The sequence below is a fragment of the Ciceribacter thiooxidans genome (assembly GCF_014126615.1).
Lineage (GTDB): Bacteria > Pseudomonadota > Alphaproteobacteria > Rhizobiales > Rhizobiaceae > Allorhizobium > Allorhizobium thiooxidans.
This window is the reverse complement of the sequence record NZ_CP059896.1, coordinates 1,435,071-1,449,342: the sequence shown is the minus strand read 5'-3', so window position 1 is coordinate 1,449,342 and position 14,272 is coordinate 1,435,071. Positions and strand designations below refer to the sequence as shown.

Annotated in this window: 14 protein-coding genes; 2 read left to right on the top strand and 12 right to left on the bottom strand. The window is 63.1% G+C overall.

Features of this window, described 5'->3' with window-relative positions:
* Positions 1-31: 31 nt before the first annotated feature.
* Positions 32-1,267, bottom strand: a complete 1,236-nt coding sequence (locus tag H4I97_RS06805) for an ABC transporter substrate-binding protein (protein WP_182307149.1) — start codon at positions 1,265-1,267, stop codon at positions 32-34.
* Positions 1,268-1,717: 450 nt separating this feature from the next.
* On the opposite strand from H4I97_RS06805, the gene H4I97_RS06800 reads away from it, so the two are divergent.
* Complete coding sequence (locus H4I97_RS06800) at positions 1,718-2,752, top strand: LacI family transcriptional regulator (protein ID WP_182307148.1); 1,035 nt, start codon at positions 1,718-1,720, stop codon at positions 2,750-2,752.
* Positions 2,753-2,786: 34 nt separating this feature from the next.
* Here the strand turns inward: H4I97_RS06800 and gndA are convergent, their stop codons facing one another.
* From gndA to ccoN, 9 genes are all read right to left on the bottom strand, one after another.
* A complete protein-coding gene (gndA, locus tag H4I97_RS06795; RefSeq protein WP_182307147.1) occupies positions 2,787-4,208 on the bottom strand; it encodes an NADP-dependent phosphogluconate dehydrogenase in 1,422 nt (473 codons plus the stop codon).
* A gap of 123 nt (positions 4,209-4,331) precedes the next feature.
* Positions 4,332-4,487, bottom strand: a complete 156-nt coding sequence (gene ccoS, locus H4I97_RS06790) for a cbb3-type cytochrome oxidase assembly protein CcoS (protein ID WP_129332786.1) — start codon at positions 4,485-4,487, stop codon at positions 4,332-4,334.
* Entirely contained in the window at positions 4,484-6,784 is a 2,301-nt protein-coding gene (locus H4I97_RS06785) for a cation-translocating P-type ATPase (protein ID WP_182307146.1), read from the bottom strand. The genes ccoS and H4I97_RS06785 overlap by 4 nt, the downstream gene beginning before the upstream one ends.
* Complete coding sequence (locus tag H4I97_RS06780) at positions 6,781-7,326, bottom strand: FixH family protein (RefSeq protein WP_182307145.1); 546 nt, start codon at positions 7,324-7,326, stop codon at positions 6,781-6,783. The genes H4I97_RS06785 and H4I97_RS06780 overlap by 4 nt, the downstream gene beginning before the upstream one ends.
* Positions 7,323-8,912, bottom strand: coding sequence for a cytochrome c oxidase accessory protein CcoG (gene ccoG, locus H4I97_RS06775; RefSeq protein ID WP_182307144.1), 1,590 nt, complete (start codon positions 8,910-8,912; stop codon positions 7,323-7,325). Before ccoG ends, H4I97_RS06780 begins: the two co-directional genes overlap by 4 nt.
* A gap of 284 nt (positions 8,913-9,196) precedes the next feature.
* Positions 9,197-10,060 carry a cytochrome-c oxidase, cbb3-type subunit III gene (gene ccoP, locus H4I97_RS06770; RefSeq protein WP_182307143.1) on the bottom strand — a complete coding sequence of 288 codons (864 nt, stop codon included), beginning with the start codon at positions 10,058-10,060 and terminating at the stop codon, positions 9,197-9,199.
* Between the two features lie 3 nt (positions 10,061-10,063).
* Positions 10,064-10,216 (bottom strand): cbb3-type cytochrome c oxidase subunit 3, encoded by a 153-nt coding sequence (locus H4I97_RS06765; RefSeq protein WP_182307142.1) that lies wholly within the window; start codon positions 10,214-10,216, stop codon positions 10,064-10,066.
* A gap of 10 nt (positions 10,217-10,226) precedes the next feature.
* Positions 10,227-10,958, bottom strand: coding sequence for a cytochrome-c oxidase, cbb3-type subunit II (gene ccoO, locus H4I97_RS06760; protein ID WP_182307141.1), 732 nt, complete (start codon positions 10,956-10,958; stop codon positions 10,227-10,229).
* A gap of 14 nt (positions 10,959-10,972) precedes the next feature.
* On the bottom strand, positions 10,973-12,601 hold the full coding sequence (ccoN, locus tag H4I97_RS06755) for a cytochrome-c oxidase, cbb3-type subunit I (RefSeq protein WP_182307140.1): 1,629 nt from the start codon (positions 12,599-12,601) through the stop codon (positions 10,973-10,975).
* Between the two features lie 288 nt (positions 12,602-12,889).
* Here ccoN and H4I97_RS06750 point away from each other — a divergent pair, with 288 nt between their 5' ends.
* Positions 12,890-13,408 carry a hemerythrin domain-containing protein gene (locus H4I97_RS06750; protein WP_182307139.1) on the top strand — a complete coding sequence of 173 codons (519 nt, stop codon included), beginning with the start codon at positions 12,890-12,892 and terminating at the stop codon, positions 13,406-13,408.
* A gap of 30 nt (positions 13,409-13,438) precedes the next feature.
* Here H4I97_RS06750 and H4I97_RS06745 read toward each other — a convergent pair whose 3' ends face one another.
* Positions 13,439-13,753 carry a PAS domain-containing protein gene (locus H4I97_RS06745; protein WP_182307138.1) on the bottom strand — a complete coding sequence of 105 codons (315 nt, stop codon included), beginning with the start codon at positions 13,751-13,753 and terminating at the stop codon, positions 13,439-13,441.
* The gene (locus tag H4I97_RS06740) at positions 13,750-14,166 is read right to left on the bottom strand and encodes a hypothetical protein (RefSeq protein ID WP_182307137.1); all 417 of its coding nucleotides are present in this window, start codon (positions 14,164-14,166) and stop codon (positions 13,750-13,752) included. The genes H4I97_RS06745 and H4I97_RS06740 overlap by 4 nt, the downstream gene beginning before the upstream one ends.
* Positions 14,167-14,272: the final 106 nt, after the last annotated feature.

Genomic DNA, 14,272 nt, shown 5'->3' with positions numbered 1-14,272 from the left:
GGAGCCGACGGCCGACGGGCGATGCCGCGCCTCAGTCCGCGGATGCGATGATGTCGACGAAGCGCTTCTGCGCGTCTTCCGGCGTCATCGACGGATTGGCGAAGAACTCGGAGAACAGGTCTTCGATCTGCTTCTGGCTGTCGGCGGACATGAGCTGGTTGGTGCTCTCCACCACATTGCCCTTGGCGAGAATGTCGAGGCCCTTCTTCATGCAGTCATTAGCCGCATTGAGATCGACGTCGCCGCGGATCGGCAGCGAGCCCTTCTTCAAGTTGAATGCGACCTGTGTCTTCGGGCTCACAAGAACGGACGCAAGCTCCTCCTGCGCCTTGGATTTCGCCTCGTCCTTCAGCAGCGGGAAGTAGAAGGCATCGCCGTCGGTGGAGATGATCTCGTTGACGCCAAGGCCGGGCAGGCAGGTGTAGTCCTTGCCGGCGACCTGTCCGGCCACCTGGAACTCGCCCTGCGCCCAGTCACCCATGATCTGGCCGCCGGCCTTGCCGGTGATCACCAGATTGGTGGCCTGGTTCCAGTCCTGCACGTTGGATCCCTTCGACATCCGGCGTGCATCGTCGGCCGCCTTGAAGACCTTCGTGATCTCCGGACCAGCCGCGAAATCGGCATCCTTGTCCTTGTAGACCTTGTAGAAGTTGTCCTTGCCGGCAAGCGCGACCATGATGACGTTGAACGCGCCTGACGTCTGCCAGGCCTGGCCGCCGACGGCGAGCGGGATGATGCCGGCCTTTTCCAGCGCCGGCGCGGCCGCGACGAACTCGTCCCAGTTCTTCGGAACGGCGACACCCGCCTTCTCGAAGGCGGCGTTCGAGAGCCACAGCCACTGCCACGAGTGGATGTTGACCGGAGCACAATAGATGTGGCCGTCGATGGTGCAGCTTTCGAGCAGGCTCGCCGGCTTGATAACCTCACGCCATTTCTCACGCTCGGCCACGGCATCGAGATCCCGCATCAATCCGGCCTGCACAAGCTCCTCCGCCTGACGGCCGTGATTGAACTGCGTGGCGCCCATCGGGTCTCCGCCGGTAATGCGGCTGATCATGATCGGGCGGGCGGTGCCGCCGGAGCCGGCGATCGCGCCGTCGACCCATTTGTTGCCGGTCGCGTCGAACGCCTTGGCGAGTTCGGCAACCGCCGCCGCCTCGCCTCCCGACGTCCACCAATGCGTTACTTCAAGATCGGTCGCCTGGGCTGCCCCGAACGGCAGTGCCACGCCGGCGGTGAGCAAAATGGCAATACGACGAAAATTCATGAGTGTCCTCCCTCACTGAAACGTTGCCGTAAAAAATCTATGCGAAACGCTCGGTGCGCGCAACCGGGAAGAGACGACAATCTTTTCTTAATACTATTTTCAACCTGCCCGCGAAGTACGGCAGCAAGATTCCTTGCCGAACGCCGTTCCGCCGTTGCACCGCAGCGATTGCGATTTTCTATATTTTGGCCAGAAATTTAGCGAAATCGCCGGGTATTTCGACACCGACGGCGCCACACCTCTCTCTCGCAGGCGCAAAATGGCCAGGGTTCACCGTGGATAAATACCGCTGGTTGCTCCCGTCAAAATTTTATCACCTGAACACTCGACAAATTCACTGCAACGTTTCAGATTGATCATCTTACGCTTGTTCTGAATGACCGATCCGGATTGATTGCGGCGCCTTCGACGGTGTCTATAATGCGGATCATCGTAAGCGGCGGGGAACATATGAAAAAGGGTAAGGCGATTGAAGTCCGCAGGCCGACCGGCACGACAGCCGAGCGGCCGACACTGAAGACCATCGCCTATATGACGGGCTTGGGCATCACCACGATCTCCAGGGCATTGAAGGATGCGCCGGATATCGGGGCGGACACGAAGGAGCGGGTTCGCATGGTCGCCCGCCAGCTCGGCTACCAGCCGAACCGCGCCGGCGTGCGCCTGCGCACCGGCAAGACCAACGTCATCGCACTGGTGCTCAGTATCGACGAGGAGATCATGGGCTTTTCGAGCCAGATGGTCTTCGGCATTTCCGAGGTACTGACGGGAACGCCATACCACATCGTCGTGACGCCGCACTCCCACAGCAAGGATCCGATGCTGCCGGTGCGCTACATTCTCGACACCGGCTCGGCGGACGGCGTCATCATTTCGCGGATCGAACCGGACGACGCGCGCGTGCGGCTGCTTTGCGAGCAGAACATGCCGTTCGCCACCCATGGACGCACGGATGCCGGGCTTGTTCACCCCTATCACGATTTCGACAACGAGGCCTTCGCCCAACAGGCGGTCGAGCGCCTCGTGCGTCGCGGGCGCAGGCGGATCGCCCTCCTCCAGCCGCCGAGCAAGCTCTCGTATTACACGCATACCCGGACAGGCTTCGTGAAGGGGCTGCGCGAGCACGGCGCAAAGGAAGTGCCGCTCGGCCTCAACATCGACGCGCCGCTGCAGGACATCCGCGATGCGATCGAGGCGCTGATGCGGTCCGACGATGCACCGGACGGCATCGTCTCATCGGCCGGAAGCGCCACCATCGCCGTCAATGCCGGTATCGAGGCAGCCGGGAAACGCGTCGGCCTCGACATCGACCTCGTCTCGAAGGAATCGGCGCCGATCCTCAAATGGATCCGGCCGGAAATCATCACCGCCTTCGAAGACGTGCGCCACGCCGGCCGCGAACTTGCAAAAGCGGTGATCGCCCGCATCGACGGCATCGCTCCCGAACATCTCCAGAGCATGAGCGAGCCCGTCTGGTCAGACTGACCGCGACGGGCTTCAGCAATGCTTCGGTGGCTCGTCAGGCGCCGCTGCCCCAGGGACCGTGCGGCCGGTCGAGCCCGTCGGTACGCTCGAAACCATGGGCTCCGAAGAAGTCACGCTGCGCCTGGATGAGGTTCGCGGTGCCCCGTGCCTGCCGGTAGGAATCGAAGTACGAGAGTGCCGAGGCGAGAGCCGGAACCGGGAGCCCCGCCGTGACGGCGGACGCGACGACCCGGCGCAGTGACGGCAGGCTCTCGCGAACCATGGCGGAGAAGGCCGGCGTCACGATGAGGTTCGCCGCCTCCGGATTGGCGGTGAAGGCCTGGGTGATCTCGTCGAGGAACTGCGACCGGATAATGCAGCCGGCCCGCCAGGTGCGCGCGATGGTCGGCATCGGCAACGACCAGTCGTACTCACGGCTGGCGGAGGAAAGCACGGCGAACCCCTGCGCATAGGCGGCGATCTTGGCGGCGAAGAGCGCCAGCTCGAGCTCGGTTTCGAGGAGGACGCCGGACGGCAGTTCGAAGCGCGAGCGTCCGCCGGGGAAGATCGCCTCCGCCGCGACGCGCTCGTCCTTCATCGACGAGAGGCTTCGGGCGGCGACCGCCGCCTCGATCGCCGTCGCCGGCACGCCCATCTGCTGCGCCTCGATGACCGACCATTTGCCGGTACCCTTCTGCCCCGCCCGGTCGAGGATCATGTCGACGATCGCATTGCCCGTCACCGTATCCTTCGCCTGCAGCACCTTTTCAGTGATCTCGATCAGATAGGAGTTGAGCCGGCCGCGGTTCCAGCCGCCGAAGACCTCGGCGATCTCGGGAGCCCGTTTTCCGAGGCCGTCGCGCAGGATGCCGTAGATCTCCGCTATCATCTGCATGTCGGCATATTCGATGCCGTTGTGGATCGTCTTGACGAAGTGGCCGGCACCATTCGGACCGAGCCAGGCGCAACAGGGATCGCCTTCGTATTTCGCGGCAATGGAGGTCAGGACGCTCTCGACGCGGGCATAGGACTCGGGCGTACCGCCGACCATGATCGACGGACCGTGGCGCGCGCCCTCCTCGCCGCCCGAGACACCCATGCCGATAAAGGTGAAGCCGGTATCCTTCAGGCGTTCGAAGCGGGCCATCGTGTCGCGGAAATTGGCGTTACCGGCGTCGATCATAATGTCGCCGTTTGCGAGATACGGCATCAGGGCATCGATCTGCGCATCGACGGCATCGCCGGCCTTGATCATGATGATGATCGGGCGCGGAGGACGGATGGCGGCGACGAACTCCTCGATCGTGCGGCAACCGATTATGTTGCCGCCGAGGTCGCCCGCCTCCCCGAGGAACTCGTCGGTGCGCGCAGCCGTTCGGTTGAACACCGCGATCCGGTTGCCTTTTTCCGCAATGTTGAGGGCGAGGTTCGACCCCATCACCCCGAGACCGATCAAGCCGATTTCAGCCGTCTGCATGCGCAAGCCTCCTTGTTTCAGGTGGAGGCATATGTGGCACTCATCGGAACGGGCGGCAAGCGCCGATCTGCCGGGCAGCGTCGGGCGAACTCTCGCGAGGAACCGGGCGGCTGCTTCGGTCGTTCAGCGCGCCGGCCGGTCGTCACCGTCGTCGAGCACGCGCCAGGAGGCGCCTTCCAAATCCTCGTACTGGCCGCTCTTCAGCGACCAGAGGAAGGCGAAAAGTCCGAGACCGCCGAGGAAGAGCGCGATCGGGATCAGGTAGATCAGCATGTTCATGACGCGAACGAAGCCTCCGGACCGGCAAAAGACTGCTTCTCATCTGCGGCAGGCTGATCGGCCATTTCCAGCCGGTTGAGCCGCAAGGCATTGAGCACGACGATGATCGAAGAACTCGACATCGCAATCGCTGCGATCAGCGGTGTTGCATAGCCGAGCATCGCGACAGGAATCGCGAGAGCATTGTATCCGATCGCCAGCGCGAAGTTTTCGCGGATCAGCCGGCCGGCGCGGCGCGACGCCTCGATGGCGAACGGAACCGCGTCGAGGCTCTCGCGCATGAAGACGAAATCGGCAGCCTGGCGACCGACATCGGCGGCCGTCGCCGGCGCGATCGAGACATGCGCCGCAGAAAGCGCCGGAGCGTCATTGATGCCGTCGCCGACCATCAGCAGCTTCTGCCCCTTGGCCCCGGCGGCGGCGCACAGTTCCGCCTTCTCGCGCGGAGAAAGGCCGGCGCGCCAGTTGTCGATGCCGAGGCGGGCCGCAAGCGAGGCGACCACGCCCTGACGGTCGCCCGAGAGGATGCCCACGGCGTAGCCCTGCGACTTCAAGCTGTCGACCGCACTTTCCGCGCCCGGCCGCACGGCATCCTCGAAACGGAAGCGCTCGAGCTCGTGTCCGTCGAGCGACAGCACGACTTCGGAGGTTGCGTCGTTCTCAGTCGCCCGGTCGTCGATGGTCTGGCAGGCGAACGGGCGGTTGCCGAGGCGATAGGTGCCGGCCGGCGTCACCGCCTCAATGCCTGCGCCCGGAATTTCGCGGACCGTGCCGAGCTCCGTCGACGGGCTGCCGGCTGCCGCATGGAGAGCGAGAGAGAGAGGGTGACGGGAATGGGCCGCAAGACCGGCCGCAAGCGCGAGATGCTGCGGATCGACCTCCGTGCGGTTGATGAAGCGCGGGCGTCCGAGCGTCAGCGTGCCGGTCTTGTCGAAGGCGATGGTATCGATCTCGGCGAGACGCTCCATGGCAGAACCATCCTTGACCATGATCCCGTTGCGGAACAGGCGGCCGGCAGCGACGACCTGTACCACCGGCACCGCAAGACCGAGCGCACAGGGGCAGGTGATGATCAGGACCGAGATCGCGATCAGCATCGCCTGTTTCCAGTCGCCGCCGAAAACGCCCCAGCCGAGGAAGGTGAGAAACGCGAGAAGGTGAACCGCGGGCGCATAGATCTGCGCGGCACGATCGGCGATACGCCGGTAACGCGCCCTGCCCCCTTCGGCGGCTTCCATGAGGCCGATGATCTCGGCAAGGAAGGAATCGCGCGCCGTCGCGGTCGCGCGGATGACCAGCGAGCCGGTGAGGCTCAGCGTTCCCGCCTGCACGCCGTCGCCGGTGGTGACCGCATGCGGGGCGCTCTCGCCGTTGACGATCGAAACATCCATGTCGCTCGAACCGGCGACGATCTCGCCGTCGACCGGCACGCGGTCACCGGCTGCGATCGCAATGCGGTCCCCGACACGGATTTCCTCGACGGGCCGGTAGTCGCGAGAACCGTTCTCCGCCAGCACCATGGCGCCGCGGGGACTGAGGCGCGCGAGCCCAGTGATCGCCGAACGCGCACGATCACGCATGACATGGTCGAGTGTGCGGCCGATCAGCAGGAAGAAGAGCAGCGACACGGTGGCGTCGAACCAGGCATGTTCGCCGTGATGGATCGTCTCCCATAGCGACACGACATAGGAGAGCGTGATCGCGAGCGCAATCGGCACGTCCATGTTGGTACGGCCGTGCTTCAGGGCTTTCCAGGCGGACTGATAGAAGAATCGGCCGGCGATAATCAGCACCGGTGCGGCGATCATCGCCGAGATCCAGTGGAAGAGATCGCGGGTCGCGGCGTCCGCACCCGACCAGATCGAGACCGACAGCAGCATGATGTTGCCAGCCGCGAAACCGGAGAGCGCAACCGCCCGGATCAGCCTATTGCGCAGTTCGTCCGAGGCCTCGGCAGCGGTGGTGAAGAGATGCGCCTCGTAGCCGGTCGCAGCGATCGCCTGCGGCAGCACCGACGGATCGGTCGGACGGCCATCATGTTCTTCCCGCCAGACGATCGATACGCGCTTCGACGTCAGGTTGACGCGGGCCCGCTCGACCTCGGGAAGCTTCCGCAGGGCAGCCTCGATGGTGGTAATGCAGGCGCCGCAGTGAACGGCGGGCACCGCGAGGTCGACCTGTCGCAAACCGTCTCCGAGATCGCGGCTCGCGAGCCGCAGTTCCTCGGCCGTCGGCAGCGCATGACCCGCCCGCTCGATATCGAGGGCGCCTTCGGTTCCGGCCGCGCAGCAGCTCATTTCCTGTCTCCCTCGCCGGGATGCTCGTGCCGCTCGTCGAGAAGGATCATCCTGCCATTGGCGAGCGCGATGCGCGGCGCTTCGTGCATGATCGTCTTGCCGTCCTTGACCGCGATCAGCTCGACGATCCACTCACCAGCCAGAACCTGGTGGCTCGCCCCGTAGACACCATCCCCGAGCGCCGAAAGCTCGGCGACGAAGTCCTGATGCTCGCCGACCGGACGCTTGAAGTGCGCCGTCACCTTGTCGGCCGCCAGCGGCTGGTTCTCGGGAAGCGTCAGCCGGTAGCGGATCGTCTGGTCGGAAACCTCCAGCTCCCCCTTGATGCCGGAGGCCAGCATCTCGCGGATCGCCGAAGCTTTGGCGTTGAACTGCTGGCTCGCGACATAGGTGTTCTGAACGACCAGGCCGCTCCATGTCGAGGAGGCGTAATAGGCCATCACGAGATTGACCGAGATGATCGTTCCGAAGAACAGGACCAAGACGCCGAGCATATGCTTGCCGGTGAAAACGAATCCGGCCTTTTCCTCACGCACGCTCATTTGTGCTTCTCTCCAGGTGCGTTGAACACCGCCTTGTAGCTGTCGGCTTCCGCGCTATCCACGTCCTTGACGTCGAAATGGAAGCTCTCGACCTTGGATTCGATCTCGTCCGCGGGCACGGTGACGAAAACCTTCAGCGTCGTCGCTTCGTCGGGCTCGACGTTGACGACGAACGAGCGGACATCCACTTCCGACATGCCGTTCACGCGCATGGTCGCGCCCGGCAGGCCGTCCAGCGTCACTTCCATGTTGCGCGGCTTCGGTACCATGTTCAAGAGGCGAACGGTGTAGCCGTTGCGGATCGATCCGTCGGATTCCAGCACGTATTGCGGATTGCGGTCGTGCAGCACGTTGATCTCCAGCCGGTCACGACCGAGCAGCGCGACGAGAAGCCCGATACCGACGGCCGTCCAAACCCCCATGTAGAGCAGCGTCCGCGGGCGGAAGATGATGCGCCAGTTGAAGTGACGGACCTTGTCGCTGAAGCTTCCGTCGTCATTGCGCACGCGGTTCGGCTGGATTTCCGTGGTGCCGTTGTCGGTCGCAAGCGCCATGTTGGACTGGTATTCCTCGAGCGTCGCATAGGCGATCAGACCTCGCGGCCTGCCAACCTTGTCCATGACGGCGTCGCAGGCGTCGATGCAGAGCGCGCAGGTGATGCATTCGAGCTGTTGCCCGTCGCGGATGTCGATCCCCATGGGACAGACGGCGACGCAGGCGTTGCAGTCGACGCAGTCGCCGGCGATCTTGCCTTCGGCAGCGGCCTTCTTGGTGCCGCGCGTGCGCGGTTCGCCACGCCAGTCGTTGTAGGTCACCACCAGCGAGCTCTCGTCGAGCATCGCCGCCTGGATGCGCGGCCACGGACACATGTAGACGCAAACCTGCTCACGCATCAGACCGCCGAAGAGATAGGTGGTGGCCGTCAGCACAGCGACGGTCATGTAGGCGACGGGAGCCGCCTGCCCCTCGATGAAATCCATCGCGAGCATCGGCGCGTCGGCGAAGTAGAAGATCCAGGCGCCGCCGGTAGCGACCGAAATCGCCAGCCATATCGCGTGCTTCGTCACCCGCTTCCAGATCTTGTCGACGGTCCAGGGCGCGGTCTCCAGTTTCATGCGCGCATTGCGATCACCCTCGATCGCCCGCTCGACGACGAGGAAGAGATCGACCCAGACCGTCTGTGGACAGGTATAGCCGCACCAGGCGCGACCGACCGCGGAGGTCAGCAGGAACAGGCCGAAGCCAGCCATCACCAAAAGCCCGGCGACGAAGAAGAACTCCTGCGGCCAGATCTCGATGAAGAAGAAATAGAAGCGGCGGTGAGCGAGGTCGATCAGCACCGCCTGGTCGGGCGCAAACTCACCACGGTCCCATCTGAGCCACGGCGTCAGGTAGTAGATGCCGAGCGTCACGAGCATGACGAGCCACTTGAACTGCCGGAATCGCCCCTCCGCCCGCTTCGGGAAGATCTTCTTGCGGGCCTTGTAGAGCGGTTCCCGCCGCTTGGCGGACATCACCGGTTCGGCCTCGAGGCGCTCGACCTCGTCGGAGTCTGTCGGACTGTTCTTGTCGACGTGAAGATTCATGACATGGGACCTCATATTCAGGCCACCCTTTTCCCACTTCGCCAGGATAGCCGCCTTGACTTATATCAAGGGGCGGCGAAGCGCCGCAACGAAGGGTGAACGTCGTTGCCAGCGGCATAAGGTCACGCGCCGTGAGCTCTCGGGTACGGCGGCCTGCGAACCGGTAGCGTACGCCGCCCTACCCCAAATAAAAAAAAGACCACGCACCGGGCGTGGTCTGAAAAAGGGGACCTGATTGCATTCTCGTGGTCCGGCGGCCGTTTCCGGCCGCCGGCAGGCTCTGCTTACTCGCCGCCGCCCAGCGAATGGACGTAGACGGCAAGTTCCTTGACGGTGGTCTCGCCGAGGCGAGCGCCCCAGGCGGGCATCACACCGTGCTTCGGCTGCGCGACCTGCTGGGCGATCCCTTGCTCGCCCTGCACGCGCAGCCAGATCGCGTCGGTCAGGTTCGGAGCACCGAGTTCGCGCATGCCCTTGGCATCCTCGCCATGGCAGGCGACGCAGTTCTCCGCAAAGACCTGCTTGCCGGCTTCGACGAGCGCCGGGTCCGACGGCGTGTTCGTCAGGCTCCAGACATAGGCGGCAACCTGCTGGATCTGCTCCGGCTGCAGGATCTCGCCAAAAGCCGGCATCTGCGACACGCGGGTATCGGCGTCCGCATCATAGCGGATGCCGTGGGTGAGCGTCGTCTGGATCGTCTCCAGATCGCCACCCCACAGCCAGTCGTTGTCGTTGAGGTTCGGATAGCCCGGCGAACCGGCCGCACCCGAGCCGTGGCACGGCGCGCAGTTGACCTTGAAGGCTGCGGCACCACCGGACATGGCAAACTGTGCCAGTTCCTTGTCGGCGACGATCTGGTCGAGCGGCAAGGCGGCGATCTTGTCGAGATAGACCGCCTGTGCCGCCTTCGCCGCCGTCAATTCCTGGGTCAGCGCCGCACGGTTGGTGTAGTTCAGCATGCCCTTGGTGTTTTCCTTCAGGAGCGGCCACGCCGGATAGGCGATGGTGTAGCCGATCGCCCATACGATGGTCGCGTAGAAGAACCAGACCCACCAGCGCGGCAGCGGGTTGTTGAGCTCGCGAATGCCGTCCCACTCATGGCCAGTGGTTTCGACGCCACTGATTTCGTCAATATGTTTCTCAGACATCTCTTAGTCCTCCTTGAGAGGGATGCGCGCGATCTCGTCGGCAACTTTCTTGCCGCCGGGCCGGAAGGTGAAGAGGATCACACCGACGAAGAACAGGGTCATGCCAAGCAGGCCCCAACTGTCGGCGAAGTGGCGCATGGCCGTGTAGGTTTCCATGTGCCCCTCCTCAACGATATCCGGTCGCGTCGTCATAGGTGGTGAAGTCCACCAGCGTGCCGAGCATCTGGAGATAGGCAACGAGTGCATCCATCTCCGTCAGCTTCGCCGGATCGCCGTCGAAATCACCCACCTTGGCCTTGGGATAGCGCGCCAGCAGTCCCGAGGTGTCTGCATTCGGATCGGCCTGCGCGGCGAGATCCGCTTCCGCATTCGCAATCATGTCGTCCGTATAGGGGACGCCCACGATCTTATTGGTCTCGAGGTGCGCGGAAACGTTCGCGACCTTGAGCGGCGTCGTCTTCAGGAACGAGTAGCTCGGCATGACCGATTCCGGAACGACGTCCCGGGGCTCGGTCAGGTGCTGAACATGCCATTCGTTCGAATAGCGGTCGCCGACGCGCGCTAGGTCCGGCCCGGTGCGCTTCGATCCCCACTGGAACGGATGGTCGTACATCGACTCCGCCGCCAGCGAGTAGTGACCGTAGCGCTCCACTTCGTCGCGGAACGGACGGATCATCTGGCTGTGACAGACATAGCAGCCTTCACGGATGTAGATGTCGCGACCGGCGAGTTCGAGCGGCGAGTACGGCCGCATTCCCTCTACCTTTTCGATGGTGTTCTCGAGGTAGAAGAGCGGAACGATTTCGACGATACCCCCGACGGTCACGACCAGCAGCGATCCGACAAGGAGAAGGCTCGCGTTCTTCTCGAGGATTTGGTGTTTATCAAGAATGGACATGAGAGCCTTCCTTCTTATTCAGCCGGCTGGACGGCGGCGGGGACGACCGAACCGGGGATCGGTGCTTCCTGCCTTTCGTAACCGCGGATGGTCATCAGGACGTTGTAGGCCATGATGATACCGCCGGTGAGGTACATCGCACCGCCGACGGCACGCAGGACGTAGTAGGGGAACATGGCGGCGACCGACTCGGCGAACGAGTAGACCAGGAAGCCCTGTGCGTCATATTCGCGCCACATCAGGCCCTGCTGGATACCGGCAACCCACATAACGGCGGCATAGAGAACGATGCCGAGCGTGGCCAGCCAGAAGTGCCAGTTGACGAGCCGCAGCGAGTACAGGCGGTTGCGGTTCCACAGCTTCGGCGTCAGGTAATAGACCATGCCGAAGGAGATCATGCCGACCCAGCCGAGAGCGCCCGAGTGAACGTGACCGATGGTCCAGTCGGTATAGTGGCTGAGCGAGTTGACTGCCTTGATCGACATCATCGGACCTTCGAAGGTCGACATGCCGTAGAAGGCGACGGCGATGACCATCATGCGGATGATCGGGTCGGTACGGATCTTGTCCCAGGCGCCCGAGAGCGTCATCAGACCGTTGATCATGCCGCCCCAGGAGGGCATCCACAGCATGATCGAGAACACCATGCCGAGTGTCTGCGCCCAGTCCGGCAGGGCCGTGTAGTGCAGGTGGTGCGGGCCGGCCCAGATGTAGAGGAAGATCAGAGCCCAGAAGTGGATGATCGACAGGCGGTACGAATAGACCGGGCGACCGGCCTGCTTCGGAACGAAGTAGTACATCATGCCGAGGAAGCCGGCGGTCAGGAAGAAGCCGACCGCGTTATGGCCGTACCACCACTGCGTCAGCGCATCCTGAACACCAGAGAAGGCCGAGTAGCTCTTGACCCCGAGGAAGGAGACCGGAACCGAGAGGTTGTTGACGATGTGCAACATCGCGATCGTGACGATGAACGAAAGGTAGAACCAGTTCGCGACGTAGATGTGCGATTCCTTGCGGGTCATGATCGTGCCGAGGAATGCCAGCAGATAGGCAACCCAGACGACGGTGAGCCAGAGGTCGACGTACCATTCCGGTTCTGCGTATTCACGCCCCTCGGTGATTCCGAGCAGATAGCCGGTCGCGGCCATCACGATGAAGAGCTGGTACCCCCAGAACACGAACCAGCCGAGCGAGCCGCCGAAGAGACGCTGGCGCGAGGTGCGCTGGACGACATAGAAGGAGCTTGCGATCAGAGCGTTGCCGCCGAAGGCGAAGATGACCGCCGACGTATGCAGCGGACGCATGCGGCCGAAATTGAACCAAGGTTCAATGTTCAGGTCCGGAAATGCGAGCTGCAGGGCGACGACGACGCCGACGAGAAAGCCGACGACGCCCCAGAAGACGGTCGCGATGACGCCGTATTTCACGACCTCATCGAAATATTCGGATTTTACCTGCGCAGCCGACTTTGCGTTCGCAGGCGCGAACTTCATCTGGCGCAGCATGACGACCGTACCGCCGAGCAGCACGATAAAGGCGACCGTCATGTGGACAGCGAACAGGCTGTCCTGGGCGAAAGCCACCCCGAGCAGCGCAGCGAAGGCGAGGACCGCCATCACCATAGTTTCTAGTGTGTAATTCATTGTTGGAACCCCCAACGGCTTGCTGATCAACCGCAGAAGGACCCCGATAGGGCGGAGAATCCTCCTGCGCTGTGTGCAGAATTGACATCGAGTGCCTCAAGGCACCTTGATTTAAATCAATGCAGGAAAACGGCCGTTAAGGGAAAAGTGATTATTGTCGCAGCTACCCCGAAATGATGCCGCACGGCCGTTCGGGAGGCGGAAATGGCCCGCTCGGACCTCGCGGTCGCGGGGAATGTGAGGCTTTGCGACCCCGATTGCGCGGCCGAGGTACCGGAGATGACGGTCATGAAAGCAAAAACCAACGGAACGGGATCAGAGACCACACCGGGCTCGCCTGTTCCGTCCGCAGCACTCAACGACAATCAGCGGACGATTGCGTGGCTGCGCAGGGCGCATGACGAGCAACTCGCGCTCTGCAACGAGCTCGAGGCGATTGCCGATTCGCTCCCCTCCAGCGTCGACCGCCAGAAATGCCTCTACGCCGCCAAGATGCTCGGCCCCCTCGTCCACGACATCCACGAATACGAAGAGGCTGTATTGTTCCCCTGGATCGAGTCCGAGCGCGGCCCGCAGCTTCGCGAAACGATCGAACGGCTGAAGTTCGAGCACTGCGAGGACGAATGCTTCGCCGAGGAACTGACGGATGCCTTGCTGAAGCTCGGCATGGGCGATGTCGTCAACATGGAGGCCGTCGGATATATGTTGCGCGGCTTCTTCGAAGGCATGCGCCGGCACATCGCTTTCGAGCGTGACTGCCTGCTGACGCAATTGCCGCCGAACGCGACACCTCAAGGCCGACAGTGAACCCAACGGTACCGCCGGCCCGCGCCCGACTTAGGCCGCGATCTTCCGGCAGGTTTCCTGTTTCCGCCGAATGAGCACCACCGCGCCGACCACGCGGCCGTCATTGCCGGCAAACGGCGTCATCGTACAGCACGCCGACCCGTCCCGTCCCCACGGACGATAGGAGAAGTTGAAGCTCAACATCTCCCCGGCAAAGCAGCGGTCGAGCCGCGTACGGGTAAAATCCTCGAAATGGCTGCCGGGCATGAATTCCGCGACGTGTCGGCCGACGATCTCGATCTGCCGGCGCTTCAACGTCGAGGCGTGGGCAGGATTGGCATAGAGATAGCGGTAGTCGGTGGTCACGACAGCAACCTGCTCCGACAGCGTGTTGAGAATCGACTCGTTGAAGAGGTCGTCGTCGCCGTCCAGCGCCGTCGCTCTTGAGGGGCCGATGCCCCCGTCGCCGATCGCTCTTCCTCCTCGCCGAAATAACGGTCGAGAAGGTCTGAAAGGACGCCGGCGTGGCGCGTCACGCAGGACCGATCGTCCGCATCCTCGCGGATGAGATCGCTGACGAAACGGAGTTGCTGGTGTATTTCCCGGAGGTCGGACGCACGGTAGTCCAGCACCGCCGCGACCAAGGGATCGAGTTCCCGGTCGAGCAGGCGAACGAGACGGTCGTCGCCGACGCGGACCGCTTGCCGAAGCTGCATGCTCTTCAAGGCGACGGCCTCGAAGAGGGCGTCCAGACTGTCTTTCCGTGTCGCTTCGGGCATCGGGGAGCACTCCACACTGGTCCGGCATCGGCGGGTGAGGCCGCGCGAAGGTGTCGCATTCGGAACAGATTTCCCATCATGCGATCAGGAGTCGGGTAACATGAAT